Origin of the sequence: Aeromonas allosaccharophila (genome assembly GCF_000819685.1) — a bacterium.
Classification (GTDB): domain Bacteria; phylum Pseudomonadota; class Gammaproteobacteria; order Enterobacterales; family Aeromonadaceae; genus Aeromonas; species Aeromonas allosaccharophila.
In genome coordinates, this window is sequence record NZ_CDBR01000105.1 from 99,216 (window position 1) to 123,400 (window position 24,185).

General features: G+C 59.0%; 20 protein-coding genes. 12 read left to right on the forward strand and 8 right to left on the reverse strand.

Features of this window, described 5'->3' with window-relative positions:
- Positions 1 to 73: 73 nt before the first annotated feature.
- The 3 genes from BN1115_RS19070 to BN1115_RS19080 all read left to right on the forward strand — a co-directional run bounded on the left by BN1115_RS19070 (position 74) and on the right by BN1115_RS19080 (position 2,147).
- A complete protein-coding gene (locus BN1115_RS19070) occupies positions 74 to 1,249 on the forward strand; it encodes a S8 family peptidase (protein WP_042658399.1) in 1,176 nt (391 codons plus the stop codon).
- 111 nt (positions 1,250 to 1,360) lie between these two features.
- The gene (locus BN1115_RS19075) at positions 1,361 to 1,570 is read left to right on the forward strand and encodes a YgdI/YgdR family lipoprotein (RefSeq protein WP_042658400.1); all 210 of its coding nucleotides are present in this window, start codon (positions 1,361 to 1,363) and stop codon (positions 1,568 to 1,570) included.
- Positions 1,571 to 1,745: 175 nt separating this feature from the next.
- Positions 1,746 to 2,147 (forward strand): DUF2541 family protein, encoded by a 402-nt coding sequence (locus BN1115_RS19080; RefSeq protein ID WP_042658401.1) that lies wholly within the window; start codon positions 1,746 to 1,748, stop codon positions 2,145 to 2,147.
- A gap of 73 nt (positions 2,148 to 2,220) precedes the next feature.
- Here the strand turns inward: BN1115_RS19080 and mog are convergent, their stop codons facing one another.
- Positions 2,221 to 2,751 carry a molybdopterin adenylyltransferase gene (gene mog / locus BN1115_RS19085; RefSeq protein ID WP_042658402.1) on the reverse strand — a complete coding sequence of 177 codons (531 nt, stop codon included), beginning with the start codon at positions 2,749 to 2,751 and terminating at the stop codon, positions 2,221 to 2,223.
- A 393-nt stretch (positions 2,752 to 3,144) separates the two neighbouring features.
- On the opposite strand from mog, the gene BN1115_RS19090 reads away from it, so the two are divergent.
- The 7 genes from BN1115_RS19090 (at position 3,145) to proX (ending at position 9,427) form a co-directional block, all read left to right on the forward strand.
- On the forward strand, positions 3,145 to 3,480 hold the full coding sequence (locus BN1115_RS19090) for a DUF3135 domain-containing protein (protein WP_042658403.1): 336 nt from the start codon (positions 3,145 to 3,147) through the stop codon (positions 3,478 to 3,480).
- Between the two features lie 236 nt (positions 3,481 to 3,716).
- The gene (locus BN1115_RS19095) at positions 3,717 to 4,514 is read left to right on the forward strand and encodes a threonine/serine exporter family protein (RefSeq protein ID WP_042022773.1); all 798 of its coding nucleotides are present in this window, start codon (positions 3,717 to 3,719) and stop codon (positions 4,512 to 4,514) included.
- The gene (locus BN1115_RS19100; RefSeq protein ID WP_042060992.1) at positions 4,511 to 4,978 is read left to right on the forward strand and encodes a threonine/serine exporter family protein; all 468 of its coding nucleotides are present in this window, start codon (positions 4,511 to 4,513) and stop codon (positions 4,976 to 4,978) included. Before BN1115_RS19095 ends, BN1115_RS19100 begins: the two co-directional genes overlap by 4 nt.
- Before the next feature lie 18 nt (positions 4,979 to 4,996).
- Entirely contained in the window at positions 4,997 to 5,488 is a 492-nt protein-coding gene (gene folA, locus BN1115_RS19105) for a type 3 dihydrofolate reductase (protein ID WP_042658404.1), read from the forward strand.
- Between the two features lie 563 nt (positions 5,489 to 6,051).
- Positions 6,052 to 7,248 carry a glycine betaine/L-proline ABC transporter ATP-binding protein ProV gene (proV, locus tag BN1115_RS19110; RefSeq protein ID WP_042658405.1) on the forward strand — a complete coding sequence of 399 codons (1,197 nt, stop codon included), beginning with the start codon at positions 6,052 to 6,054 and terminating at the stop codon, positions 7,246 to 7,248.
- Positions 7,245 to 8,396, forward strand: coding sequence for a glycine betaine/L-proline ABC transporter permease ProW (proW, locus tag BN1115_RS19115; RefSeq protein ID WP_042658406.1), 1,152 nt, complete (start codon positions 7,245 to 7,247; stop codon positions 8,394 to 8,396). The genes proV and proW overlap by 4 nt, the downstream gene beginning before the upstream one ends.
- Positions 8,393 to 9,427: a glycine betaine/L-proline ABC transporter substrate-binding protein ProX gene (proX, locus tag BN1115_RS19120; protein ID WP_042658407.1), complete on the forward strand. Its 1,035-nt coding sequence runs from the start codon at positions 8,393 to 8,395 to the stop codon at positions 9,425 to 9,427. Before proW ends, proX begins: the two co-directional genes overlap by 4 nt.
- A gap of 102 nt (positions 9,428 to 9,529) precedes the next feature.
- On the opposite strand, the gene BN1115_RS19125 is transcribed toward proX, so the two are convergent.
- From BN1115_RS19125 to prfB, 5 genes are all read right to left on the reverse strand, one after another.
- Positions 9,530 to 10,324, reverse strand: a complete 795-nt coding sequence (locus BN1115_RS19125) for a phosphoadenylyl-sulfate reductase (RefSeq protein WP_042658408.1) — start codon at positions 10,322 to 10,324, stop codon at positions 9,530 to 9,532.
- Positions 10,314 to 12,038: an assimilatory sulfite reductase (NADPH) hemoprotein subunit gene (gene cysI / locus BN1115_RS19130; protein WP_042658409.1), complete on the reverse strand. Its 1,725-nt coding sequence runs from the start codon at positions 12,036 to 12,038 to the stop codon at positions 10,314 to 10,316. Before cysI ends, BN1115_RS19125 begins: the two co-directional genes overlap by 11 nt.
- The gene (locus BN1115_RS19135) at positions 12,038 to 13,825 is read right to left on the reverse strand and encodes an assimilatory sulfite reductase (NADPH) flavoprotein subunit (RefSeq protein WP_042658410.1); all 1,788 of its coding nucleotides are present in this window, start codon (positions 13,823 to 13,825) and stop codon (positions 12,038 to 12,040) included. Before BN1115_RS19135 ends, cysI begins: the two co-directional genes overlap by 1 nt.
- A 211-nt stretch (positions 13,826 to 14,036) precedes the next feature.
- The gene (gene lysS, locus BN1115_RS19140) at positions 14,037 to 15,572 is read right to left on the reverse strand and encodes a lysine--tRNA ligase (RefSeq protein ID WP_042658411.1); all 1,536 of its coding nucleotides are present in this window, start codon (positions 15,570 to 15,572) and stop codon (positions 14,037 to 14,039) included.
- 16 nt (positions 15,573 to 15,588) lie between these two features.
- Positions 15,589 to 16,687, reverse strand: a protein-coding gene (prfB, locus tag BN1115_RS19145; protein WP_111805239.1) for a peptide chain release factor 2 whose coding sequence is annotated in 2 segments (ribosomal slippage) — positions 15,589 to 16,611 and positions 16,613 to 16,687 — 1,098 coding nt in all. Because the reading frame shifts where the segments join, the coding sequence is not laid out codon by codon here.
- A 255-nt stretch (positions 16,688 to 16,942) separates the two neighbouring features.
- Between prfB and BN1115_RS19150 the strand changes: the two genes are divergently transcribed.
- Positions 16,943 to 18,814, forward strand: a complete 1,872-nt coding sequence (locus BN1115_RS19150; protein WP_042658412.1) for a methyl-accepting chemotaxis protein — start codon at positions 16,943 to 16,945, stop codon at positions 18,812 to 18,814.
- Positions 18,815 to 18,944: 130 nt separating this feature from the next.
- Here the strand turns inward: BN1115_RS19150 and BN1115_RS21295 are convergent, their stop codons facing one another.
- Both BN1115_RS21295 and gltS read right to left on the reverse strand, forming a co-directional pair.
- Positions 18,945 to 21,239, reverse strand: a complete 2,295-nt coding sequence (locus BN1115_RS21295) for a bifunctional diguanylate cyclase/phosphodiesterase (RefSeq protein WP_050070542.1) — start codon at positions 21,237 to 21,239, stop codon at positions 18,945 to 18,947.
- Between the two features lie 178 nt (positions 21,240 to 21,417).
- Positions 21,418 to 22,617, reverse strand: coding sequence for a sodium/glutamate symporter (gene gltS / locus BN1115_RS19160; RefSeq protein WP_005348115.1), 1,200 nt, complete (start codon positions 22,615 to 22,617; stop codon positions 21,418 to 21,420).
- Between the two features lie 446 nt (positions 22,618 to 23,063).
- Here gltS and ansA point away from each other — a divergent pair, with 446 nt between their 5' ends.
- The gene (gene ansA, locus BN1115_RS19165) at positions 23,064 to 24,071 is read left to right on the forward strand and encodes an asparaginase (protein WP_042658413.1); all 1,008 of its coding nucleotides are present in this window, start codon (positions 23,064 to 23,066) and stop codon (positions 24,069 to 24,071) included.
- The last annotated feature ends 114 nt before the right edge of the window (positions 24,072 to 24,185 follow it).

The window sequence follows — 24,185 nt, forward strand, 5'->3', positions numbered from 1 at the left end:
TATCCGCTCGGGCCTGCGCCAATGGGGCACTACACTTTGCTGGTGGCTATCAGGTCGATGCAAGGAGTGACTGATGAGACGGATATGGACTGGCCTGCTGGTGGCAGGCGTACTGGCACAGGGGGCGGTGGCTGCCGAAAGGGCTCGCTATCTGGTACAGCTTAAGCCGGGGGCTGAGGCGGCGGTGCTGGCCCAGAGCAAGGGGATGGGGGGCGAACTGGCGTTGCAACTGCCCGAGCAACATGCGCTCGCACTCTGGTTGCCTGTGACGGCAGCGGCAGCGCTGGCACGCAACCCCAACGTGCTGTGGGTAGAGCCGGATGCCAAACGCTATGCCAGCGCCGAGACCCTGCCCTATGGCATCTCCATGGTGCAGGCGCCACTGCTCAGTGACGCGGCGGCGGGAGAGGTGCTGGTGTGTATCATCGACTCGGGCTACAGCGGCAATCACCCTGATCTGCCCCATGGTGCTCAGGTGCAAGGCAGTGACAATGTCGGTACGGGCAGCTGGAGCAGTGACGAAAACGGCCATGGCACCCACGTGGCGGGTACCATCGCTGCAGTAGGAGGAAACGACATGGGCGTAGTCGGCGTATTGCCGGCTCAGAACGTTCCGCTGCATATCATCAAGGTGTTTGGTGCCAATGGTTGGGCTTATAGCTCCAACCTGGTGGGGGCCCTCAATGCCTGCAAGCAGGGGATGAGCAACCGCGGTTTCACCCGCATGGTCATCAATATGAGCTTGGGGGGCAGTGTGCCCAGCAAGACCGAAGAGCAGGCGTTCAATCAGGCCTATGGCCAGAACGTGCTGAGTGTGGCGGCGGCGGGCAATGCGGGTAATACCAGCAAGTCCTATCCCGCCTCTTACAGCAGCGTGGTGAGTGTGGCCGCTATCGATGCCAACAAGCAGTTGGCTTCCTTCTCCCAGCGCAACGATCAGGTGGAGCTGGCCGCGCCCGGCGTAGCGGTGCTCTCGACCGTGCCGACCGGTTACGCCTATTACAGCGGTACCTCAATGGCGACGCCTCATGTGGTCGGGGTCGCTGCGCTGGCTTGGTCGCAGCGGCTGGAGTGCAGCAATGATCAACTGCGTCAGACACTGCGCAGCAGCGCTCAGGATTTGGGGGCGTTGGGACGTGATAACAGCTATGGCTATGGTCTGATACAGGCCCGGGGGGGGGCAGATCGACTGGCGCTCGGCTGTGGGAGCGGAACGGGGGGCAGTGGCAAGCCAGGTGGTCGTAAGTAGCTGATTTTTGACATGGATCCCGTTCCTGTAATCTGTTTTATCGGCGTGTTCGGGTTGAACTAGGCTTCAAGAAACATCCTCGTGGTGAGGGTGAAGGGAGAAAAGGCAGCAATGAAAAAACTGATGATGATCCTGGTGTGCTCCTTGGGGCTGGTGGCATGCAGTTCCCAATACATCATGAGCACCAAGGATGGCAAGATGATCACCACAGAGAGCAAGCCCAAGCTGGATGAGAGCACCGGCATGTACCGCTATTACGATCATGAAGGGCGCGAGGTGATGATCAAGAAAGATGACGTCACCCAAATCATGGAGCGTTGATCTTCTTTTGAGGCTTGGGGCTGCCAGTTGGCGGCCCTTTTTGTATTCAGGGGGATAGCGTTTATCGAGGTTGTGATCATCCGATGAGGCTGGCACTGGCGCCATCCCGGACCGGATACAGCTCCTGTTATGGTTCGACCCGTATCATAACGCTCCGTTTTTTATTGGAGGTGTTATGTCCCTGAACTCTATCTGGCGTAAAGCGTGTTCCGGTCGTGCTCTGTTTGGCGCTCTCTTGTTGGTGGCGGCATCGGCTTGTCAGGCCGGTGATGATCAGTTCACCCTTGGCCGCACCATCTTGCTGGGAATTGGTGATCATGGCGCCACCATTCCGATGGTTGCCTGCCGTCAGACCAAATATATCAAGGTGAAAGCAGAGCGTGATTTGACGCTGGATCGGATCGTGGTGACATATGGCAGCAATCGTACCAAGACCATCAAATTTGATCTCGATATGCGCGCTGACAAAGAGACCGAATGGAAATCTCTCGGTTCCAGAGTCTGTGTAAAACGGCTGGAAGTGTACGGCAATTCGGAAGGCAGCAAAGCGGGCGTCAAAGTATTTGGTCGCAAATAAGCGAGCGCTGAAGCACTGTTATTAAAAATAATGGCGAGCCGTGGCTCGCCATTATTTGTTATGGGCGGGTCAGCTATTTTTTCGGTCGAAATGGCTTGATGACGGTTTCATCGCACTCGAGATAAGGCCCTTCCATCAAATCGATGCAGTAGGGGATGGCGGGGAAGACCGCATCCAGACACTCGCGGATCGACTTGGGCTTGCCCGGCAGATTGACGATCAGGGTATCGTCGCGCAGGCCAGCCGTCTGGCGAGACAGAATAGCGGTCGGCACAAACTTGAGGGATTCGGCCCGCATCAGCTCGCCAAAGCCCGGCATCATGCGATCACACACCGCCTCGGTCGCTTCCGGTGTCACATCCCGCTTGGCCGGGCCGGTGCCGCCGGTGGTGACGATGAGACAACACTGCTCCTCATCCGCCAGCCGGATCAGGGTCGCTTCAATCTGATCCTGCTCATCGGGGATCACCTGATAGACGGGTTCCCACGCCGAGGTCAGATAGGCGTTCAGGGTGTCGATGATGGCCTTGCCGGAGAGGTCTTCATAGATGCCCGCGCTGGCGCGATCGCTGACGGTGACGATACCGATTTTTGCCTTGCTCATGGTCTGCTCTTGAATGTCCGATAAAAGTGGCAATTAAAATAACATAATCAGCGAGATATGTTAAACCGTCATAAGATGACGCGGCCCAGTGAGGGAATAATAAAGTGTCGAATGAAGCGAAATAACCTCTCCCTGAATTTTATTTGCAATAAAAAACATAAAATAACAGCCTGAAATGTATAAGTGTTTTATCGCGCCTGAATTAAAAATAATCGCTTGTTTCCAAACACAATTAAAATAGAGAGATACCCTCGTTGTGAGCATTGTCCGGTTCAGCCGCCAGCGGATGGATTGAACCCTTGTTGGCCGCGTCGTATATACAGGTTTATATGGCTGGGGCGTGATGGTGTGGTACCGCAGTGGGTTGCCAGCAATAGTCGCCAAGGAGGGCATATGGAGTTGCCTGATTTTGACACCCTGAAAGAGTTGGCTGCGAGTGAGCCTTCCCCGCTGGATGCGATTCTTGAGCAGCAGATTGACCAGTTGATGGCCCGGGCGAGCCCCGATCAGCAGCGCCGTCTGCGCGGGTTGCAGTTCAAGATTGATGGTCAGCGCCGCCTGGCTAAAAACAATCTCGATAGCTGTATCCGGATTGCCAGCATGATGCGGGAATCCTTTTATTTGATGCGCAGCGAAATGATCCAGTTTCGGGAGGAGGGGGAGCTTCTGCCTGAAAACGATAGCGGTGGCCAAATAATTCGAATGGCTGATTATCGACGTCGTAAATAATCTGCAGTCAGCCCCTCTTCTGATATTTAATCCATATATCAAGGGGCGGTAATAAGGTGAGGTAATGGCGGGCAGATTGTTATGGTTTTTAATGTTAGTGGTAATGTATTTGTGATGTAACCTCTTTTTTCCTTCATGTAATAACTCATCGGCCAGGTTGTGATAGGGGTGGATGAATAACGGTAAAAGTTAAGCTAATATGGCCGAAATTTTTATTGCTACGACTCGAAGGGATTATGAGAAGTATCACACCAAGACGGGTGTTGTCGCGGGAACAACAGACAGAGATCACCCGCATTATCGTCAAGGTGGGTCAGATGTTGGCCCAGTTCGGGGCGGAGAGCCGGATCATCGAGCAAACCACGGTGCGGCTGGGGATGGCGCTGGGGTTGGAGAGTGTCGAAATGGCCATCTCTTCCAGTGCCATCGTGCTCACCAGCCTCTATCAAGGGGGCTGTGTCACCACCACCCGCCGCGTGCGCGAGCATGGCATCAATATGCAGGTGGTGTGCGAGATCCAGCGGATCTGCATCATGGCGGAGAAAGAGCTGATCGGTGCCCGTGAAGTGCGCCAGCGGCTCGAAGCCATCGTTCCCTTCCACTATCACCCCTGGCTGGTGGTGCCCATGGTCGGGCTCTCCTGTGGCGCCTTCAGCCTGCTGTTTGGCGGTGACTGGCCCATCTTCCTGGTGACCTGTTGCTCCGCCGCCGTGGCGATGCGGGTGCGTCAGTTGATCGCCCGTCATCACCACAGCCCGCTCATCAACTTTGCCGTGACCGGTTTTATCGCCACCTTGCTGGCATCCAGCGCCACCTTCTTCAACTGGGGTGCTCAACCCTATCTCGCCATGGCGGCCAGCGTGCTGCTGCTGGTGCCGGGCTTCCCGCTGATCAATGCGGTCTCCGACATGGTGAAGGGCTACTTCAACATGGGGCTGGCCCGTTGGGGCTCCGCCACCTTGCTCACCATCAGCGCGGCCATCGGCATCATTCTCGCCATGTCGTTGACCGGGATCTGGGGGTGGAAAGTATGACGGATCTGCTCTGGTTACTGGCCAAGGATGCCTTCTGGTCCTCCATCCCGGCGGTGGGCTTTGCCATGCTGTTCAACGTGCCGCCACGAATGCTGAAGTATTGCGCCATGGGCGGCGCGCTGGCCCACAGCCTGCGCACCCTGCTCATTCACTACGGTATGCCCATCGAGTGGGCGACGCTGGCGGCGGCGACCACGGTCGGTTTTGTCTGCGTCTACTGGTCTCGCCGTCTGTTGGCGCCGCGTCCGGTGTTCAGCGTTGCCTCCATCATCCCGATGATCCCGGGCAGCTATGCGTTCAAGACCATGATTGCGGTGGTGGAGCTCAACATCAACGGTGTGACCATGGATCTGCTGCAGAGTGCGGTGGAGAACGGTCTCAAGGCGCTGTTTATCGTCGGCGCCCTCAGTTTCGGTTTGGCGATCCCCTCTCTGGTCGTGTACCGTAACCGCCCCATAATCTGACAGACGGTGAGAGGCCCCATGAAGATTTCCATGATTGCCGCCATGGCCCACGACAGGGTGATCGGCAAGGACAACCAGATGCCCTGGTATCTGCCAGCCGATCTGGCTCACTTCAAACGGGTGACCCTCGGCAAACCGGTATTGATGGGGCGCAAGACCTTCGAATCCATTGGTCGACCGCTGCCCGGACGGCGCAATCTGGTGATCAGCCGCAACCCCGGCTATCAGGCCGAGGGTATCGAGGTGGTGGGTTCTGTCGAGGCGGCGCTGGCCCAGCTTGCCGGCAGCGCGGTGGAGGAGTTGATGGTGATCGGCGGCGGTCATCTCTATGCCGAGATGTTACCGAGTGCGGATTGCCTCTACCTGACGCAAATCAATCTGGCGGTTGAAGGTGATACCCGCTTCCCCGCGTTTGATGACGGCCAGTGGCAGCGCATCGATTGCGAGAGCCACCCTGCCGATGAGAAGAACCCGCACCCCTACCGCTTCGAGACCTGGCAACGCCGCTGAATCATAGCATGTGCTAACCGATAGCCACTAAAAAGCCCCTTGTGTTGCACAAGGGGCTTTTTTCGCACGGGTGATTTGCCAGAAGCACCGTTCCAGCAGGCCGATAGTCCAGAGGTGGCCGCGGCGATCTCATCGCTGCGTGTGAACGCATCTTCAGCCTCTGCTTTGACCCTCCTCAGCCCCTTTTCTTGTCCCCCAATCTGTCCTCATTGTGACCAATAAATAGTTAGATGTGTAATTATTTGGTCGCTGTTGATTATCTGGACGGCGCGCCCCGCAGTTACCGTCATTAACCTGCATTGCCTTGCTCTTTTTTAATTGTTTTTGAATGATTTTCCCCAGTAAATCTTCGTTTGATATGGAAAATATTATGGATAAAACCAGACTTTGTTCGGTTTTTATTGATAAAAATAGCTGTTTAAAATCAATGGCTTATTTTGTGGTTTGTTTTGTGGGACTCCATTGGTTCTTTTGTTTTGGTTGTTAATTGCTTAGTGTAAAAATCAATTGGTTCGCGTTCGGCAGGTTAATCACCAAGATGTCGACCATGAAAAAAGGACAGTATGACAGTCAAACTCGAAGTCAAATCACTCTATAAAATCTTCGGCGATCAGCCGGAAAAAGCATTCAAATTGCTGGCGAAAGGGCATGACCGTGCCAGCATCCTGCAACAGAGCGGACAGACCCTGGGTGTGCAGGGGGTCGATCTGGCTATTCACGAGGGAGAAATCTTCGTGGTGATGGGCTTGTCCGGCTCGGGAAAATCGACGCTGGTGCGGCTCTTCAACCGCCTTATCGAGCCGACCCGCGGCCAGGTGCTGATCGATGGCGAGGATATCGCCACCATCTCGGAGAGCGAGCTGCGTCAGGTGCGGCGCAAGAAGATCAGCATGGTGTTTCAATCCTTCGCCCTGATGCCGCACCTGAGCGTGCTGGAAAACACCGCCTTCGGGCTGGAGCTGGCCGGTGTGCCGCTGGCGGAGCGCCAGCAGAGTGCCCGTCAGGCGCTCCATCAGGTGGGATTGGGTCAGTGGATCGATGCCTTCCCCGATGCCCTCTCCGGCGGCATGAAACAGCGGGTCGGTCTGGCCCGGGCACTGGCCAACGATCCCGATATCCTGCTGATGGATGAGGCCTTCTCCGCGCTGGATCCGCTGATCCGCACCGAGATGCAGGACGAGCTGCTCAAGCTGCAGGCGAGCCAGCAGCGCACCATCGTCTTTATCTCCCACGATCTGGACGAGGCGATGCGTATCGGCGATCGCATCGCCATCATGCAGGATGGTCAGGTGGTGCAGGTCGGTACCCCCGACGAGATCCTGAGCCAGCCCGCCAACGACTATGTGCGTGCCTTCTTCCGCGGGGTGGATCTCGCCAATGTCTTCAGCGCCCGCGATATCGTCAGTCGCAAGCAGATGCCGCTTATCAAGAAACACACCACCGACGGGCCGGGCAACGCCCTGCGTCAGCTCAAGGAGCTGGAGCGGGAGTTTGGCTACGTGGTGGATCGCAGCCGCCGCTTCATCGGCGTTGTCTCGGTCGAGTCGCTCAGTGAGGCCGTGCGTGGCAAGGGGAGTCTGGAGCAGGCGTTGCTGGCGGATATCCAGCCCATTCTGGCCGACACCTCCCTCAATGAACTGATCAGCCAGGTGGCTGCCGCACCCTGTCAGGTGCCCGTGGTCGAGGAGGATGGCACCTATCTGGGGCTCATCTCCAAGGCCAATTTGCTCAACACCCTGGACAGGAGTACCCCGGTATGAAGCTGAACCATCCTCAGGCGTTACTGATCAGTTTGCTGGCATTTTTGCTGCTGGCGAGCCCCTCTCTTAGGGCTGGCGAGGCGGATGCCGATCCTTGGGGGGCGGCGGTAACCACGACAGCCGTCGCCGATCCCTGGGGCAGTACGGCCACCGAAGCGGCCGACTGGCAAAACCAGATTGCTGCCGTGGATACCGAGGCAGCCCTCGACTGGCTGGATCCCTTCCAGCAGGCGCTGGTGCCGCTGGACAGCTGGGTCGAAGGGGGCATCGGCTGGTTGGTGGAGAACCTGCGCCCTGTGTTTCAGCTGATCCGCGCGCCGGTGGAGGTGACCCTCAACGCCATGACCCATCTGCTGCAGACGGTGCCATCCACTCTGATGATCGGGCTGTTGACCCTGATCGCCTGGCAACTGGTCAACGGCCGGATGGCACTTGGCACCCTCGCCGCATTGGTCGGGATCGGGCTGATCGGAGCCTGGTCCGATGCCATGGTGACCCTGTCGCTGGTGTTGACCTCACTCTTCTTCTGCATCCTGATTGGCTTGCCGGTGGGCATTCTGCTGGCCCGTAGCGAGCGGTTGTCTACCTGGACCCGACCGCTGCTGGATGCGATGCAGACCACTCCGGCGTTCGTCTACCTCATCCCCATCGTCATGCTGTTCGGTATCGGCAACGTGCCCGGTGTCGTGGTGACCGTGATTTTCGCCCTGCCGCCGATGATCCGCCTCACCATGCTGGGGATAAGACAGGTACCTGCGGATCTGGTGGAAGCGGCCCACTCTTTTGGCGCCAGCCCCTCCCAGCTGCTGTTCAAGGTTCAACTGCCGCTCGCCATGCCCACCATCATGGCCGGGGTCAACCAGACCCTGATGCTGGCGCTCTCCATGGTGGTGATCGCCTCGATGATCGCGGTCGGCGGGTTGGGTCAGATGGTGCTGCGTGGTATCGGGCGGCTCGATATGGGGCTCGCCTCCATTGGCGGCCTCGGCATCGTGCTGCTGGCCATCGTGCTCGACCGTTTGACCCAGGCGATGGGTCAACCGGATCGCAACCGGGTTGGCCGCTGGTATCAGCGTGGCCCCGTCGCCTTGCTGCTGCGCCTCACTGGCCGCGACAAGTCTATCGGTTACAAAGGAGTAAAGGCATGAGCCTGATTACCACAACGCACACTCGTCACGCCTTGCTGTTGAGCACTCTGCTGTTGGGCTCCTCGCTGCTGAGCCCGCTGGCCATGGCCAGTACCGAGTTGCCGGGGGAGGGGATCCGCGTTCAACCCTTGCAGAGCTCCCTGCCGGAAGAGGCGTTCCAGAGCCTGCTGGTCAGCAAGCTGATGGCGCGGCTTGGCTACGACGTCCAGCCTGCTCAGGAGGTGGATTACAACGTGGCGTATGCCTCGGTGGCACAGGGGGACGGCACCTTCCTCGCCTTTAACTGGATCCCGCTGCAGGACAACAAGTACGAACAGGCGGGGGGTGACAAGGTGTTCTTCCGACAGGGCACCTATGTGGCCGGTGCCGCCCAGGGCTATCTCATCGACAAGCAGACCGCGACCCGATATGGCATCACCAATCTGGGTCAGCTCAAGGATCCCGCGCTGGCCGCGCTGTTTGACGGCGATGGCGATGGCAAGGCCGATCTGGTGGGCTGTAACCCGGGCTGGGGCTGTGAAGAGGCGATCAACCATCATCTGGACGAGTTCGGCCTGACCCCCACCGTTACCCACAAGCAGGGCAACTATGCGGCGCTGATCGCCGACACACGGGCCCGCTTCCAGAGTGGCAAGCCGGTGCTCTACTACACCTGGACCCCCTACTGGCTCAGTAGCGAGCTGGTGCCGGGACGTGACGTGGTGTGGCTGGAGGTGCCTGCCGATGGCCCTGATGCGGCCAAGACCCGGTTGCCGAACGGCAAGAACTACGGCTTCCCGGTCAACACCATGCATATCGTGGCCAACAAGCAGTTCGCTGAGGCCAACCCGGCGGCGGCCAAGCTCTTTTCCATCGTCAAGCTGCCGCTCAATGACATCAACGTCCAGAACGGGCTGATGAACAGGGGGCAGAACAAACCGGCGGATATCGAGCGCCATGCCGATGCCTGGCTCAAGGGACACGGGGCGCTGGTCAATGAGTGGCTGACTCAGGCGCGGGTTGCCGCCGAGCAGGCCAACGCGGCGGGTTAAGCCTCTTGGCCCATTCGTCATCTTGGAAGGGTTGCATATCAGCCCAAGCAAAACGCCCGGCAGTTGCCGGGCGCTTTTTATGGTCAGAACCTTGACGAGGGATCAGATACCCGAGCCGTCGTGCTCGCCGTTTTCCTCGTGCAGGCCACACTCGCGCTTGAGGCCAAAGAAGCGGGTCTGCTCCTCGCTCATGCCCGGCTCCCATTTGGTGGTGGTGTGGACATCGCCCACCGACAGGTAACCCTGCTCCCACAGCGGGTGATAGGGGAGGTCAAACTCCTTGAAGTAGTAGAAGACATCCTTGTTGCTCCAGTCGATCACCGGCAGGAACTTGAAGCGGCCGCGCTGGATGGCCAGCACCGGCAGCTTGCCACGGCTGCCCGCCTGCTCGCGGCGCAGGCCGGAGAACCAGGTCTGGGCGCCGAGCTCGCGCAGGGCTCTGTCCATCGGCTCCACCTTGTTGATCTGGTTGTAGCGGGTGATCCCCTCCACCCCCTGCTCCCACAAGAGGCCAAATCGTGCCTCCTGCCAGGCCGGACTGAGCTCGGCCCGGTAGATTTTGAGGTTGAGCGCGAGGCGCTCGGTCAGCTCATCGATAAAACGGTAGGTCTCGGGGAACAGATAGCCGGTATCGGTCAGCACCACCGGCACATCGGCCCGCTCGCGGCTGACCAGATGGAGCATCAGCGCCGCCTGAATGCCGAAGCTCGACGACAGCACATGCTCCCCCGGCAGATTGGCCAGTGCCCAGCGCACCCGCTCGGGGGCACTCATGGTATCCAGCTCCCGGTTGAGGGGGGCCAGTGCTTCGGCCTGCTCTTCACGGCCGAGGATCAGCAGTGCCTGCAGGTCAAGGCGGCCATCTTCAGTGACATTAAGCGGCAGATTAAGCAGCATAGAAGTCCCTCGCGGAGTCGATAACGGGGGCAATCACCCCAACCCGGATCACGAAGTCGCCGAAGCACTCGCCCTGATTGCGCTCGGTGGCCCAGCGGCCGATCAGCCCGTCGAGTTCGGCCAGGATCTGCGGCTCGGTGATGTTCTCCTGATAGAGGCGCGGAATGCGGGTCCCCTCCAGGTTGCCCCCCAGATGGAGGTTGTAGCGGCCGGGTGCCTTGCCCACCAGCCCCACTTCCGCCAGCATGGCGCGGCCGCAGCCATTGGGGCAGCCGGTGACCCGGAAGATGATGGCGTCATCCGCCAGCCCGTGCTTGGTGAGCAAGCCCTCGATGTCGGTGACAAAGGTCGGCAGCATGCGCTCCGCTTCGGCCATCGCCAGCGGGCAGGTGGGCAGGGCGACACAGGCCATGGACTGCTTGCGCTGCTCGCTCACGCCGTCGTCCAGCAGGCCGTACTGGCGCGCGAGCGCTTCGATGCGGGCCTTCTCACCGGCGGGGACACCCGCGATGATGAGGTTCTGGTTGGCGGTGAGACGGAAGTCCCCCTGATGCACCTTGGCAATTTCCAGCATGCCGGTCTTGAGCGGCTTGCCCGGGAAGTCCAGCAGGCGGCCATTCTCGATAAACAGGGTGAGGTGGTGCTTGCCGTCGATCCCCTCGACCCAACCGAAGCGATCGCCACGGCTGGTGAACTCATAGGGGCGCACCTCGCCAAACTGGATGCCGGCACGGCTCTCCACCTCGGCCTTGAAGGCCTCGACGCCAACCCGTTCAAGGGTGTACTTGGTCTTGGCGTTCTTGCGGTTGACCCGGTTGCCCCAGTCGCGCTGGGTGCTGACCACCGCGGCCGCCACCTCCAGCACGTGGGAGAGCGGAATAAAGCCAAAATCGCTCGCCTTGCGCGGATAGGTGCTGGTGTCGCCGTGGGTCATGGCGAGCCCACCACCCACCAGCACGTTGAAGCCCACCAGCTTGCCACCTTCGGCAATGGCCACGAAGTTGAGATCGTTGGCGTGGATATCTACGTCGTTGTGGGGCGGGATCACCACAGTGGTCTTGAATTTGCGCGGCAGGTAGTTGGAACCCAGGATCGGCTCCTCGTCCTGCCCCAGTTTTTCACCGTCCAGCCAGATCTCCACGTAGGCGCGGGTCTTGGGCAGCAGGTGCTCGGAGATCTTCTTGGCCCACTCGTAGGCCTCCTGATGCAGCTCAGACTCCACCGGATTGCTGGTGCAGAGCACGTTGCGGTTCACGTCGCCGGCGGTGGCAATACTGTCGATGCCGGTGCTGTTGAGGGTCTGGTGCATCAGCTTGATGTCACGCTTCAATACCCCGTGGAACTGGAAGGTTTGACGAGTGGTCAGGCGGATGCTGCCGTAGAGGCTGTGCTCCTCGGCGAACTTGTCGATGATCTGCCACTGGGCCGGGGTGATGATCCCACCGGGCAGGCGGGCACGCAGCATGACGTTGTGCAGCGGCTCCAGCTTCTGCGCGGCGCGCTCCGGGCGAATGTCGCGGTCATCTTGCTGGTACATGCCGTGAAAGCGGATCAGCTGGAAGTTGTCACCGTTGAAGCCGCCGGTGAGCGGGTCCTGCAGATCCTGCTCTATGGTGCCGCGCAGGAAGTTGCTCTCGCGCTTGAGACGTTCGTTGTCGGCCAGCGGTCCTTCGACCGGACCCGCCTTTGGGTGAGAAAGAGGTTGTTTGCTCATCAATAGACATCCCTTTGATAACGTTTGGCACGACGCAATTCGCTCAAATACTCTTCTGCTTCCTCACGGCTCTTGTGGCCGTGTTCGGCAATCACATCCAACAGGGCCTCTTGCACATCCTTGGCCATCTTGTTGGCGTCACCACACACATAGAAGTGAGCACCTGCTTCCAGCCACTGATAGAGATCATGGCCCGCTTCACGCAGACGGTCCTGCACATAAATCTTGTTGGCCTGATCCCGGCTGAAGGCCAGCGAGATCTTCGACAGCAGGCCAGATTTCACATAACGCTGCCACTCCACTTGATAGAGGAAGTCCTGGGTAAAGTGGGGGTTGCCGAAGAAGAGCCAGTTCTTGCCCTCGGCCCCCTGAGCTTCCCGCTCCTGCATAAAGGCACGGAACGGGGCGATGCCGGTGCCCGGGCCCACCATGATGACGGGGGTGTCGGGATTGGCGGGCAGTCGGAAGGTATCGTTGTGCTCCACGAATACCCGCACCTCGCCATCCTCAATCAGCCGATCCGCCAGATAGGAGGACGCGGCGCCAGAGCGTACCGTGCCATCTTCCTGTGGGTAGCGCACCACCCCGACGGTCAGGTGTACCTCCTCTTCCACCTCGCTCTGGGCGGAGGCGATGGAGTAGAGGCGCGGGGTGAGGGGGCGCAGCAGCCCGATCAGCTGCTCGGCGGTGAGGGCGATCGGGAAGCGTTTGAGCACATCCACAATCTGGGTTGAGGCTACCAAGGCATTGACCTGGGCCTTGTCACCCGCCAGATCTTTCAGCGCCGCATTGTCCGATATGTCAGCGAGCCCTGTGATAAAGCCGCCGTGCAGCCGGGTCAGTTCGAAGTGACTGGTCAGTGCGGCGCGCAAGGTGCCGTGGGCCGTGGCTTCATCGCCAGAGAGGCCGGTCAGGGCCAGCACTTCACCCACCAGTTCGGCGTCATTGTCGAACCAGACACCGAGGGCATCCCCCGGCTGATAGGCGAGTCCAGAGGACTCGAGGCTGATCTCGATATGGCGGATATCCTTGGTGGAATCCCGGCCGGTGATCTTCTGATTGACCGACAGGCGGGCAGGGAAGGGGTTCTCCTTGCTGTACTGGCTGTGACCAACCGCCTGCTGCACCGCGCTGGCTACGCTGCTGGCCGCACCGCTGGAGAGCGTCGCAGCAATGGCGTTGAGGGCCTGCTCGCCCCACGCCTTGGCTGCATCCTGATAATCCACATCGAGGCTGGCGAGTTCATAAATCCGCTCTGCCCCAGCGGTGGCGAGGAAGTTGTCAAAGTCTTTGGCGGTCTGGCAGAAAAATTCGTAGGAGCTGTCACCTAGCCCCAATACCGCGAACTTGAGCCCGTCCAGCTTGCCAATCTTGCCTTTTTTAAGCTGCTCGAACAGATCGACGGCGCTTTCCGGCGGTTCACCCTCCCCGTAAGTGCTCACTACCACCAGCAGGTGGCTCTCTTTCTTGAGCTGCTTGGGTTTGTAGTCGGTCATCGACGCGAGGGTGACGGGTAGACCACGGGCCTCGGCCTGCGCCTTGATGGCAGTGGCGACACCTTTGGCGTTGCCGGTCTGGGAGCCGTAGAGAATGGTCAGGCTGCCACTGGGCGCAGCCACGGCGGCGCTGGCGGCAATGCTCTGGTGACCGGTCTGGGAGAGGCCGTAGAGATAACCGCTCACCCAGGCCAGTTGCTGGGTATTGAGGGTCGAGAGTACCTGACCCAGCTGACGTTGCTGCTCGTCAGAGAGGGGGGAGAGGTTGAATGGGGAATCCTTCAATTGCATCACACGCGTCTTCCATGGTCTGATTTTTGGCCAGATTAAAGGGTGTGTTGGCTAACAACAAAGAATAAAAATATCTTCTTTATTCCATTATTGAATTTTTAAAGTGATTTTGCGGTAAAGGAGATAGAAAAACGCCCCGCAGTGGCGGGGCGTTTTTATTGGCTATCGCGCTCGGGAGTGACCCAAGGGATGCCGCTTACTTCTGTGGGCCTTACTTCTGCGGACGCAGAGCCGGGAACAGGATAACGTCACGGATGGTGTGGCTGTTGGTGAACAGCATCACCAGACGGTCGATACCGATACCCTGACCGGCAGTCGGCGGCAGGCCGTGTTCCAGCGCGGTGACGAAGTCGGCGTCGTAGAACATGGCTTCGTCGTCGCCTGCGGCTTTCTGATCAACCTGATCCTGGAAGCGCTTGGCCTGGTCTTCTGCATCGTTCAGCTCGGAGAAGCCGTTGGCCAGCTCGCGGCCACCGATGAAGAATTCGAAGCGGTCGGTCACGTCCGGGTTCACGTCGTTGCGGCGAGCCAGCGGAGACACGGCGGCCGGGTACTCGGTGATGAAGGTCGGTTGCAGCAGCATGTGCTCCACGGTCTCTTCGAAGATCGCGGTGATCACGTGGCCCAGATCCCAGCCCTTCATCAGCTCGATGTGCAGACGCTTGGCAACGGCCTTGGCGCTCTCGAGGGTAGCCAGATCGTCCAGGGTCACATCCGGGTTGAACTTCAGGATGGACTCGACCATGGTGAGGCGCTGGAACGGCTGACCGAAATCGATGGTCAGGCCCTCTTCGCCCTCTTTGGCGTAACGGATCTTGGTGTCGCCCAGAATGTCCTGCGCCAGGGTGCGCAGCAGCTCTTCGGTCAGGTCCATCAGATCGATGTAGTCGGCATAGGCCATGTAGAACTCGATCATGGTGAACTCGGGGTTGTGACGAACCGAGATACCTTCGTTACGGAAGTTGCGGTTGATCTCGTAGACACGCTCGAAGCCACCCACGACCAGACGCTTCAGGTAGAGCTCCGGTGCGATACGCAGGTACATGTCGATGTCCAGCGCATTGTGGTGAGTGACGAACGGACGCGCGGAGGCACCACCCGGGATGACTTGCATCATCGGGGTTTCCACTTCCATGAAGCGCTTTTCGTTGAAGAACTTGCGGATACCGGCAACCACCTGGGTGCGGATCATGAAGGTCTTGCGGGACTCTTCGTTGGCGATCAGATCCAGGTAACGCTGGCGGCAGCGAGCTTCCTGGTCGGTCAGGCCTTTGTGCTTCTCGGGCAGCGGACGCAGTGCCTTGGTCAGCAGGCGGATATCGGAAACGTGAACGGAGAGCTCACCGGTCTGGGTCTTGAACAGAGTACCTTCGACACCCACGATGTCGCCCAGATCCCACTTCTTGAACTGCTCGTTGTAGAAACCTTCCGGCAGGTCGTCACGGGTGACGTAGACCTGGATCTTGCCGGCCATGTCCTGCAGGGTGGCGAAAGAAGCCTTGCCCATGATCCGGCGGGTCATGATGCGACCGGCAATCTTCACCCGTTTACCCAGGCTCGTCAGCTCCTCGGCGCTCTTGTCGTCAAACTCTGCGTGCAGATCGCCAGAGAGGCTGTCGCGACGGAAGTCGTTCGGGAAAGGATTACCCTGGGCGCGCAGGGCGGCCAGCTTGGAACGACGCTCAGTCATCTCGTTGTTGAGTTCGAGTGAATGATCGACTTCCGGAGTGATGGTTTGTTCAGACATGGTGATTCCTGCTTGTTTACAGACCTGATTTCAGGCTGGCTTCGATAAACTTGTCCAAGTCACCGTCGAGCACCGATTGGGTATTACGGGTTTCGACGCCGGTGCGCAGATCCTTGATACGGGAGTCATCCAGCACATAGGAACGGATCTGGCTGCCCCAACCGATATCGGACTTGGTCTCTTCAAGGGCTTGTTTCTCAGCGTTCTGCTTCTGAATTTCCAGCTCGTAGAGCTTGGCTTTCAGCTGCTTCATACACTGGTCTTTGTTTTTGTGCTGGGAACGGTCGTTCTGGCACTGTACCACGACACCGGTCGGTACGTGGGTAATACGCACCGCAGATTCGGTCCGGTTAACGTGCTGACCACCGGCACCGGAGGCGCGGTAAACGTCGATACGCAGGTCGGCCGGGTTGATCTCGATGTCGATGTCATCATCGATCTCGGGATAGACAAACACGGAGCAGAAGGAGGTGTGACGGCGGCCACCGGAATCGAACGGGGACTTGCGCACCAGACGGTGTACACCGGTTTCGGTACGCAGCCAGCCGAACGCATATTCGCCGCTGAATTTGACGGTGGCAGACTTGATGCCAGCCACGTCGCCATCGGAGCATTCAATCAGCTCGGGCTTGTAGCCGTGGGCATCGCCCCAGCGCAGGTACATGCGCAGTACCATGTTGGCCCAATCCTGCGCTTCGGTACCACCGGAGCCGGACTGGATATCGATATAGCAGTCGGAGCCGTCGTGCTGACCGGAGAACATGCGGCGGAACTCGAGATCCACCAGCTTGGCTTCCAGCTGTTCGGATTCGGCGATGGCTTCGTTGAAGGTCTCTTCGTCTTCCCCTTCCACCGCCAGGCTCACCAGCATCTCGACGTCATCCACGCCCTGGGTCAGGGTGTCGATGGTGCCGACCACGTTTTCCAGCGTGACGCGCTCTTTGCCCAGCGCCTGTGCGCGCTCGGGTTCATTCCATACGTCCGGCTGTTCCAGCTCGGCGTTGACCTCTTCTAGACGCTCTTTCTTGGCGTCATAGTCAAAGGTACCCCCTAAGAAGCTCGGTCCGCTCAGACAGCTCCTTAAGTTTATTTAATACGGGATTAACTTCGAACATCGTGAAAACTCTCAGGGTCGATGTGACTTAAAAACGGGATATTCTAGCCAATTGTGGAAGGAATAAACAGGGTTGCCTTGGCTTGCGCACCCTATGTAGTCAATTTCTGGTGCACTTTTCCTCACCTCGGTAGAAAATATCGCCCGCAGACCCATTTTCAGGTTCAGTTTTGGCCGTTCCGGCCGCTAATGACTACGTAGTGTTGTGCACTGTTAGGGAAAAACCCGCTCCTCACCTCAATAAGAAGAACACATGATGAAAAACCTGTCACTCAAGCAGAAGATACTGTTGTCAGTGGTGATCGCCCTTTCGTTGGTGATTTCGTTGCTCTCCTGGCAGAGCTATAGCAGCCAGAAGAGTCTGTTGCTGCAAGGCAGCCAGGAGCAGCTGCAGCGGCTGGGCACCCAGCAGGCTGCCAGCGTCAGTGACTGGCTCTCGGCCCGTCGCGACGTGATCCAGGCGCTCGGCAACAAGGCGAGCTCCGAACCCCTCAATGCCTTGCAACAGGCGCAAGTCTCCGGCCGTTTCCAGCTCACCTATTTCGGTGAGAGCAGCGGCAAGATGCACGACTCCGATCCCTCCATCAACCGCGATGGCTACGACCCGCGCTCCCGTGGCTGGTATCAGGAGGCGATGAGCAAGGGTGGCCTGATTGTCACCAAACCCTATCTCGACGTGGCCTACAACATCATGGTGGTGACCCTGGCCCAGCCGGTTTCAGGCGGGGTGATCGGTGGTGACCTCTCCATTGCCTCGCTGGTGGAAGACGTGACCAAGATGCAACTGCCTGCCGACGGTTTCGCCATCATGATGCACAAGGATGGCACCATCATCGCCTACAAGGATGCCGCCAAGGCGATGAAACCGGCCAGCGAGATCGACAACGATCTGACCAACGCGCTGATCGAGCAGAGCAAGTCGAGCAAGGAGCTGGTGCCAGCTTATTTTGACAACGAAGGTCGCGACAAGCTGCTGTGGGCGGTCGATATCCCCGATACCGACTGGGAACTGGTGCTGGTGCTGGACAAGGCCGCTCTGGAAGCGCCGCTCTCCTCCCTGCTGATGACCCAGCTGGGCATGGCGCTGCTGGTGCTGGTGGGCAGTATCCTCGCCATCTCCTGGCTGGTCAGCATGCTGCTTGGCCCGCTCACCAAGGTATCCCAGGCATTGGCCCGCATTGCCGACGGTAACGGCGATCTGACCCAGCGCATCAAAATCGACGCCAACGACGAAGTGGGCCAACTGGCCAACAGCTTCAACCGTTTCGTCGGCAGTCAGCACCAGCTGATCGGCAATATCCGCAAGCTGGCCAACGAGCTGAACGCCGATGCCGAGCGCAGTCTGGTGACCAACCAGGCCGCGGTGGACGAGCTGCAGCGTCAGCAGCAGGAGGTGACCATGGTCGCCACCGCCGTCACCGAGATGGCGAGTGCCACCATGGAGATCGCCGGCAACGCCGAGAACACCGCCGCCGCGGCCCAGCAATCTGCCCAGAGCAGTGAACAGGGCAAGATGCTGGTCAACAAGACCCGTCAGTCCATCAATGGTCTGGCCGAAGAGGTGGGGCAGGCGACTGAAGTGATCGGCGAGCTGAGCCGTCACGCGCAGGCCATCACCAGTATCCTCTCCACCATTCAGGGGATTGCCGAGCAGACCAACCTGCTGGCGCTGAACGCGGCCATCGAAGCGGCCCGCGCCGGTGAGCAGGGCCGTGGTTTTGCGGTGGTCGCTGATGAAGTACGGGTGCTGTCGCGCCGTACCCAGGACTCCACCCAGCAGATCCAGTCCACCATCGAGACCCTGCAGCAGACCACCGCCCGTGCGGTGAGCCTGATGCAGACCAGTCAGGGTCTGGCGGACAACAGCGTGCAGGATGCGGATCAAGCCGTGCGCGCGCTGGAAGAGATCACCAGCGCCATCTCCCTCATCTCCGACATGGCGGGCCAGATCGCCACGGCAGCCGAGGAGCAGACCCAGGTGACCGGCGAGATCACCCAGAACACCACCGCCATCAAGGATGTGAGTGACGAGATCACCGCCGCCGCCATGCGCGATCTGGATCAGGCCCAGAGCCTCAAAGGGCGTGCCACTGACCTGAACCAGCAGGTGTCGACCTTTATCCTGTAAGGCGCACGTTCCGGCCTGTTCGGGCTGATATCAACAAGCCCCGCCCTCTTTCGAGTGCGGGGCTTGTTCGTTTTTTTGGGGGGGCGAGTGAACGAGTTCATTCGCCTGCTTGGCTGCGAGATTATGTCAATCAGCTGCTTGTCGTACCCGTTTTTAGTGCAAGCCATTGGGTCAGCTCGGTTTTATTCATAGGATGCGCAAACAGGTAGCCTTGCATCAGATGGCACCCCAATCGGGAGAGTTGCATGCGCACCTCATCGGTCTCGACCCCTTCAGCGATGACGGGCATCTCAAGTTCACGTCCCAGCAAGAGTACCGCTTTGACGAGTCTTTCATCCCCCTTCTGCAGGGTCTGGGTAAAGCTGTAGTCCAGTTTGATGGCATCGATAGGCAGCGAGAGCAATCGCTCCAGAGAGGAGTAACCGGTGCCAAAGTCATCCAGATGGATTTTGAATCCCGCTTGAGTCAGCGCCAGCAGTTGTTCTTCCAGCCGCCCGTGACTCTCGGCAAACAGACTCTCCGTGAGCTCAAAATGGATTGCGCTTCTTGGCAGTTGATGGCGATCGGTCAGCTCGGCGAGTTGTGGCACCAGATCTGGCTCCATCAATTGCAGTACCGACAGATTGATATTGAGGTTCAGGTCGGGGTAGCTGTGTCTCAGTTCCCGCAGTGCCCGCATCGCCTGATCGGCAATCCACTTGCCCATCGGGACGATCAGCCCGGCCTGCTCCGCCAGAGGAATAAATACACTTGGGGAGCAGAACCCCGTTGGAGTGGGCCAGCGGCACAGCGCTTCCACCATGGCGATGCTGTCATCGGTCACATCCATGATGGGCTGATACCAGACCTCCAGCTGTTGCAGTTGCAACGCTTCCCGCAGGGCTTGTTCCAGTTGCATGCGCTGTGAAAGCTGCTGATGCAAGATCTCCCGATAGCAACGGTAGCAATGTTTGCCTGCCTGTTTGGCATCATACATGGCCAAATCCGCGTTGCGGATCAGCTCATCAGCACCCATGGCACCATCATCGTAAGCGATCCCGATAGAGGCACTGACCTGAATTTTTCGTCCTCCCTGTTCGATTTGCTGGTCGGAAATAGTCCGCATCAGACGTTCGGCGAGTGTAATGGCGCCCTCTTCCTCTCGGACCATTTTGGTGATGATGGCAAATTCGTCCCCACCGATACGAAAAAGCATGTCTTCACCACGGATGACCTGCTTGAGACACTCCGCGATGGTTAGCAGGACCTGATCCCCTTGCTCGTGCCCCAGGCTGTCATTGAGGGTCTTGAAATCGTCCAGATCGATCATCAGCAGGGCGATGCGGCAGCGGTCATGTTTGCTGAGCAGACAGGGATGCTGATTGAGCTGTTCGCTCAAACATTTGCGGTTGCCCAGCTGGGTCAGACCATCGCGTCTGGCCTCGTTGTAGAGGGCCTGTTCCGATTGCTGGAGCTGCTCCACCATGCTATTGAGCGCCCTGGCCAGGGTATCGAACTCGGGATTGCCCGATAGCGGCCAGTGTTTGCCGGTTGGTTGCAGGCTGCTGTATTGCTCGGCCAGGCGGGTGAAGATGGCGAGCCGGCGCATCACCATGCGCTCATAAATGGTGATAGTGCCGAGGCCGGCGGCGATCAGGAGCAGGGTCGAGTTGATGAGTAGCATGCGATTGCTGAGCCGTTGTTGAGCCAGCAGCTGGTGATCCGCAGGAACGCGCAGTATGAGCCGACCGCTATTCTCGCTGTCCGGCAGCGCGCGCTGCTCGGCCTGTGGTGCTTCTCTTGTATCCCGTAGAAGCTCAAGATCCAGCTTGGTCATCTCCCGGACCTGTTGCACGCTTGCCCCGTCAAGTTCGCGGATCATGACTATCCAGCCCTCCATGGGCTGCGCGGTGACATCCGGATCGTGGACAGGATGAATCGCCAGCAGGATGGGGTGCTTTTGAAACCATCCGTTCAGCGCGTATCCCCTTGTACTGTGTGATGACCAGTAGTGAGTGAGGTATGCCTGCGTTTGGGACCAGATGGGGTGGGCATCGCCCAGCGTCACATAGGTGGCTCCCCCCCTGCCGATGGCATGGTAGGGCGAGTGATCCGGTTTGATGAACAGCACAAAGTGGGCATTGAGGTTATCCAGCGTCCCTGCGTTAAAGTTCTCGTCGAGATAAGTGGGCAGGTTTCCCTTGATAAAGCGAATGGAGTCGCGCCATTCGGCATAGTCCCGAGTGCTGACCATGAGGCTTTTCTGCATGGATTCAATGTAGAGTTGCGCACGATCCAGAGCCGCTTGCTGATTGTGTTCGCTTAACAGCCGGGTATTGGCAGAGAGAACAGCCGTGCTGACGCCATAGCTGATGGCTGCTGCGCATGAGATCAGCAGCAGAAGATAGAGGGATACTTTATTGCGCAGGCTATTGAGTCTCACCACACCACCCCATCCCGCATTTATTACGTCACGTATCAATAGTAGTGGAGAGTGCGCAATGTGGCCTGTGCCTTATTTCCATCCAGTAAAAAGCCCCCCTCTTCGCCAAAAGAGGGGGGCTTCAGTCATCAGAACCTTCCGGTGGGGAGGTTCTTGTGCCTATTGCGTCTGACGGTAGGGATTACAGGAACGGCATCGCCATAAACAACTTGATCACCATGGCGTTGATGATGTCGATAAAGAAGGCGCCCACCATGGGCACCACCAGAAACGCCAGGTGGGAGGGACCGAAGCGCTGGGTGATGGCCTGCATGTTGGCAATCGCGGTCGGGGTGGCCCCCAGGCCAAAGCCGCAGTGACCTGCCGCCAGCACGGCCGCATCGTAATTTTTGCCCATGACCCGGAAGGTGACGAAGATGGCGTAGAGCGCCATCGCCACGGTCTGGGCGGCCAGTAGGATGAAAATGGGCAGCGCCAGGCTGGCCAGATCCCACAGTTTCAGGCTCATCAGCGCCATGGCGAGGAACAGCGACAGGCTGACGTTGCCCAGTAGGGAAACCTCGCGATCGCTCACCTCATGCCAGTTCAGCAGGGTCAGGACGTTGCGCAGCAGCACGCCGACAAACAGCACGCAGACGAAGATCGGCAGCTCGAAGGCGCCCCCTTTGAGCGAGGCGGAGAGCAGCTCGCCGCCCTTGAGGCTGATGGCGATCAGTGCCAGCGTCTCGATGACGCTGAAAGTGGTGAGGGGGCGCTCCATGTCGGGCATTTCGAAGCCCTGTGGGGCCTCATCCTGATTGTGCTCCTCACCGGGCACCTGCACTTTCTTCACCAGATAGCGAGCCACCGGGCCACCGATCAGGCCGCCCAGCACCAGACCGAAGGTGGCACAGGCGATGGCGAGTTCGGCAGCGGATTGCACGCCGTACTTCTCGGAGAAGGTAGCGCTCCAGGCTGCACCGGTGCCGTGGCCGCCGGAGAGAGTGATGGAGCCTGCCAGCAGCCCCATGTGGGGGTCCAGACCGAGCAGGGTCGCCAGACCGACACCCAGACTGTTCTGCACCAGCAGCAGGCCGGTGACCACCATCAGGAAGGTAACCACCGCCTTGCCGCCGCGTTTCAGGCTGGCGAGATCGGCGGAGAGACCGATGGAGGCGAAGAAGGCCAGCATCAGCGGGGTTTGCAGACTGGTATCAAATTGCAGCTCCATCTGCAGGGTGGAGCGCAGCAGTAGCAGTACCAGCGCGACCACCAGGCCGCCGGCTACCGGTTTGGGGATGTTGAAGGTACGCAGCAGCCCGACTCGGGTAACCAACACCCGGCCAAGCAGCAATACCAGAGTGGCAGCGACCAGCGTTGCGTAGGAATCAAGTTGTAACATTCAGTACTCCCATGTTGATTGGCTGTGTCTTTCATAGCAAAAGACTTACAGATTCAGCCGGGATGAAAACAGTGTGGCTTATGTGCCAGCAAAGAAGGGGAAACATCTCCCCGCCCCAGGAAAGATGGGGCTTGTGCGGGCCTGAAATGCTCAGGCATCCAGATGAGATTTTAGTAAAATCCGGCGGATTGTAGCAAAAAGCATCGTTTAATTCCATCTTTGTCGTATTAATGCTCGTTTTAGTGGTTTATTGTGACATTTAACACTATGTAGGTAGAGGGCAGAAAAGCCGAAAAGGGTGCATGGAACGGCTGTCATTTGGGGCGCCAGTCTCTATAATTCGCCGGTTTCCGCTGCACGCAGAGGCGCTGGCGGGCGTTGACATTGTGGTTCACCCCGACATGGTTCATGTTCCGGCGGTGTTCACTTCATCAAGAGGAGAGGGTGTGAAGAAGTCTATCTACATTGCCTACACAGGCGGCACCATTGGGATGCAGCGTTCCGATCACGGCTACGTGCCGATGGCGGGCTTTATGGAAGACTGTCTGGCGCGGATGCCCGAGTTCCACCGCCCCGAGATGCCGGATTACCATATCCACGAATATGCGCCCCTCATCGACTCCTCCGACATGACCCCGGCGGACTGGCAGCGCATCGCCGAAGACATTCGCGACAACTATGAGAAGTACGACGGTTTTGTGATCCTGCACGGCACCGACACCATGTCGTTCACCGCCTCGGCGCTCTCCTTCATGCTGGAAGATCTGCACAAGCCGGTCATCATCACCGGCTCCCAGATCCCGCTGGCCGAGCTGCGTTCCGACGGTCAGCAGAACCTGCTCAACGCCCTCTACATCGCGGCCAACTACCCGATCCACGAGGTGACGCTGTTCTTCAACAACCAGCTCTATCGCGGCAACCGCAGCAAGAAGGTGCACGCCGATGGCTTTCACGCCTTCGATTCCCCCAACTACCCGCCGCTGCTCAATGCCGGGATCGCCATCTCGCTGGAAGCGGGCGAGTTGGGCATACCGTCCGCGCGGCCGCTGGTGCTGCACGATATCACCCCCCAGCCGATCGGCGTGGTGACCCTCTATCCGGGGATCTCCAGCGAGGTAATCGCCAATATCCTGCAACAGCCGGTGAAGGCGCTGATCTTGCTGTCGTTCGGGGTGGGCAATGCGCCGCAGAACCCGGCCATGCTGGCGCTGCTCTCCGAGGCTTCGGCTCGTGGCGTCATCATCGTCAACCTGAGCCAGTGCCTGCACGGCAAGGTCAACATGGGTGGCTACGCCACTGGCAATGCCTTGTCACGGGCCGGGGTGATCTCGGGCTTTGACATGACCGCCGAGGCGGCGCTCACCAAGCTGCACTTCCTGCTGAGCCAGGAGTTGCCCTCCCACCGCATTCGCGAGCTGATGCAGCAGTCCCTGCGCGGGGAGCTGACCCCCTGACTGGTTGCCCCTCACCCTAACCCTCTCCCGGCGGGAGAGGGAATAGAGCGAGGTGCTGTTGGCCACGAGGCTTGCCATGAAGAGCGTCGGCAGGTGGCTAATGCCAGTCAGTTA

Coding starts and splice junctions, on each gene's coding strand:
- BN1115_RS19070 (WP_042658399.1), top strand. CDS start 74: ATGAGACGGATATGGACTGGCCTGCTGGTGGCAGGCGTACTGGCACAG.
- BN1115_RS19075 (WP_042658400.1), top strand. CDS start 1,361: ATGAAAAAACTGATGATGATCCTGGTGTGCTCCTTGGGGCTGGTGGCA.
- BN1115_RS19080 (WP_042658401.1), top strand. CDS start 1,746: ATGTCCCTGAACTCTATCTGGCGTAAAGCGTGTTCCGGTCGTGCTCTG.
- mog (WP_042658402.1), bottom strand. CDS start 2,751: ATGAGCAAGGCAAAAATCGGTATCGTCACCGTCAGCGATCGCGCCAGC.
- BN1115_RS19090 (WP_042658403.1), top strand. CDS start 3,145: ATGGAGTTGCCTGATTTTGACACCCTGAAAGAGTTGGCTGCGAGTGAG.
- BN1115_RS19095 (WP_042022773.1), top strand. CDS start 3,717: ATGAGAAGTATCACACCAAGACGGGTGTTGTCGCGGGAACAACAGACA.
- BN1115_RS19100 (WP_042060992.1), top strand. CDS start 4,511: ATGACGGATCTGCTCTGGTTACTGGCCAAGGATGCCTTCTGGTCCTCC.
- folA (WP_042658404.1), top strand. CDS start 4,997: ATGAAGATTTCCATGATTGCCGCCATGGCCCACGACAGGGTGATCGGC.
- proV (WP_042658405.1), top strand. CDS start 6,052: ATGACAGTCAAACTCGAAGTCAAATCACTCTATAAAATCTTCGGCGAT.
- proW (WP_042658406.1), top strand. CDS start 7,245: ATGAAGCTGAACCATCCTCAGGCGTTACTGATCAGTTTGCTGGCATTT.
- proX (WP_042658407.1), top strand. CDS start 8,393: ATGAGCCTGATTACCACAACGCACACTCGTCACGCCTTGCTGTTGAGC.
- BN1115_RS19125 (WP_042658408.1), bottom strand. CDS start 10,324: ATGCTGCTTAATCTGCCGCTTAATGTCACTGAAGATGGCCGCCTTGAC.
- cysI (WP_042658409.1), bottom strand. CDS start 12,038: ATGAGCAAACAACCTCTTTCTCACCCAAAGGCGGGTCCGGTCGAAGGA.
- BN1115_RS19135 (WP_042658410.1), bottom strand. CDS start 13,825: ATGCAATTGAAGGATTCCCCATTCAACCTCTCCCCCCTCTCTGACGAG.
- lysS (WP_042658411.1), bottom strand. CDS start 15,572: ATGTCTGAACAAACCATCACTCCGGAAGTCGATCATTCACTCGAACTC.
- BN1115_RS19150 (WP_042658412.1), top strand. CDS start 16,943: ATGAAAAACCTGTCACTCAAGCAGAAGATACTGTTGTCAGTGGTGATC.
- gltS (WP_005348115.1), bottom strand. CDS start 22,617: ATGTTACAACTTGATTCCTACGCAACGCTGGTCGCTGCCACTCTGGTA.